Origin of the sequence: Pseudomonas sp. Leaf15 (assembly GCF_001421425.1) — a bacterium.
GTDB classification, from domain to species: domain Bacteria; phylum Pseudomonadota; class Gammaproteobacteria; order Pseudomonadales; family Pseudomonadaceae; genus Aquipseudomonas; species Aquipseudomonas salomonii.
On the sequence record NZ_LMKI01000029.1, the window covers coordinates 1 to 2,703 of the forward strand.

Below are 2,703 nucleotides of genomic sequence, written 5' to 3' on the forward strand. Positions count from 1 at the left end.
CTGACCAACCCGGCGCAAACCCCGGTGACTGTCACCTTGAGCAATGGCTCGGTGATTACCATCAAGGCTGGGGAGTCGGTGGGTACTGTTGTGGTCGATACGCCGGCTAACGACGTTTACAACAATGGTTCGACCGTCAGCACCACTATTATCGGCGCGACCGGCGGCAACTTTGAGAACCTGGTGCCGAGCACTACGCCTGCGGTTACTACGATCACTGATTCGATCGACACCACCACCGTTACCCTGACAGCAGGCAACACTGTCACCGAAGGCGGTCAGATCACTTACACCGCTACCCTGACCAACCCGGCGCAAACCCCGGTGACTGTCACCTTGAGCAATGGCTCGGTGATTNAGGCAACACTGTCACCGAAGGCGGTCAGATCACTTACACCGCTACCCTGACCAACCCGGCGCAAACCCCGGTGACTGTCACCTTGAGCAATGGCTCGGTGATTTCGATCAAGGCTGGGGAGTCGGTTGGTACTGTTGTGGTCGATACGCCGGCTAACGACGTTTACAACAATGGTTCGACCGTCAGCACTACTATTACGGGCGCGACCGGCGGCAACTTTGAGAGTCTGGTACCGAGCACTACGCCTGCGGTTACTACGATCACCGATTCGATCGACACCACCACCGTTACGCTGACGGCAGGCAACACCGTGACCGAAGGCGGTCAGATTACCTATACCGCTACCCTGACCAACCCGGCGCAAACCCCGGTGACCGTCACCTTGAGCAATGGCTCGGTGATTACCATCAAGGCTGGGGAGTCGGTTGGCACTGTTGTGGTCGATACGCCGGCTAACGACGTTTACAACAATGGTTCGACTGTCAGCACCACTATTACCGGTGCGACCGGCGGTAATTTTGAGAATCTGGTACCGAGCACTACGCCTGCTGTCACCTCGATCACCGATTCGATCGACACCACCACCGTTTCGCTGACGGCTACCAATACCGTGACCGAAGGTGGCCAGATCACCTACACCGCCACCCTGACCAACCCGGCGCAAACCCCGGTGACCGTCACCTTGAGCGATGGCTCGGTGATCACTATCAAAGCGGGCGAATCTGTCGGCAGCGTGGTGGTCGACACTCCACCGAACGACGTCTACGTCAATGGCAGCACGGTGAGCACCACCATCACTGGCGCGACCGGCGGCAACTTCGAAAACCTGGTGCCGAACACTGCACCTGCGGTCACCACGATTACCGACTCGATTGACACCACCACCGTCACCTTGACAGCCCCGTCCGAGGCGAACGAGGGTGGTCAGATTACGTACACCGCTACGCTCTCCAATAAAGCCGGCACTGACGTAACGCTGAAGTTGGATAACGGCTCGACCATCACCATCAAAGCGGGCGACACCGTCGGCACCGTGACCGTCCCTGCGCCTAGCGATGACGTGTTCATCGATAAGAGCACTCAGACGGTCAAGATCACTGACACCACTGGCGGCAACTTCGAGAAGCTGGAAGTCGCTGGTGATGGTGCAACTACGACTATCAACGACACCATCGACAAGGTAGGCGGCAACATCGTTTACACCGCGTCGCTGGTCGACAAGTCAGGCAATCCGGTGACTAACATCACCAACCCGCTGACCGTGACTTTGGACAATGGCCAGACCATTACCATCGGCGTTAATCAGTCGAATGGCAGCGTGACCGTTGTAGCTCCGGATGATGTGTACAAAGGCGATCAAACCGTCACTACCGCGATCACTAATGTGGCAGGCGGCGAACACTTCGAAAATCTGGTGCCAGGTACTACACCTGTTAGCACTACCGTCACGGATACTCCGGGTACCGATAACACCACTACTGTCACGTTGACCGCACCAAGTGCCGTCAACGAAGGTGGTCAAATCACCTACACCGCGACCTTGAGCAACAAGGCCGCCGATAACACCACTACTGTCACGTTGACCGCACCAAGTGCCGTCAACGAAGGTGGTCAAATCACCTACACCGCGACCTTGAGCAACAAGGCCGGTACTGACGTCACGTTGAAGTTGGACAATGGTTCGAGCATCACCATCAAAGCTGGCGATACCGTCGGCTCTGTGACTGTTGCGGCACCTGGAGATGACGTGTTCATCGACAAGAGCACTCAGACCGTCAAGATCACTGACACCACTGGCGGTAACTTCGAGAAGCTGGAAGTGGCTGGCGATGGTGCAACTACGACCATCAACGACACCATCGACAAAGTGGATGTGGTCCTGACCGCCACCACTACCGTTGGCGAAGGTGGCAACATCGTCTACACCGCCAGCCTTGTGGATAAAAACGGCGCGGCAGTGACCAACATCACCAATCCGCTGACCGTGACCCTGGATAACGGCCAGACCATCACCATCGGTGTGAACCAGTCCAGCGGCAACGTCACAGTTGTAGCTCCGGATGATGTCTACAAAGGCGATCAAACCGTCACTACCGCTATCACTAATGTGACCGGCGGTGAGCACTTCGAAAATCTGGTGCCAGGTACTACGCCGGTCAACACCACCGTCACCGACACTCCGGGCACCGACAACACCACCACCGTGACACTGACGGCTCCGTCTGCAGTGAACGAGGGTGGTCAGATCACCTACACCGCGACCTTGAGCAACAAGGCCGGTACTGACGTCACCTTGAAGTTGGACAATGGTTCGAGCATCACCATCAAAGCTGGCGATACCGTCG

At 56.9% G+C, this 2,703-nt stretch carries 1 protein-coding gene and 1 pseudogene; both read left to right on the forward strand.

The genetic code is table 11. The features are described from left to right. Positions 1 to 357 (forward strand): immunoglobulin-like domain-containing protein (locus ASE80_RS31025; RefSeq protein WP_236708853.1); only part of this gene is annotated, 357 nt, incomplete at both ends. 1 nt (position 358) lies between these two features. Continuing rightward, positions 359 to 2,703: pseudogene (locus tag ASE80_RS19490) on the forward strand (immunoglobulin-like domain-containing protein); the annotation flags it as partial.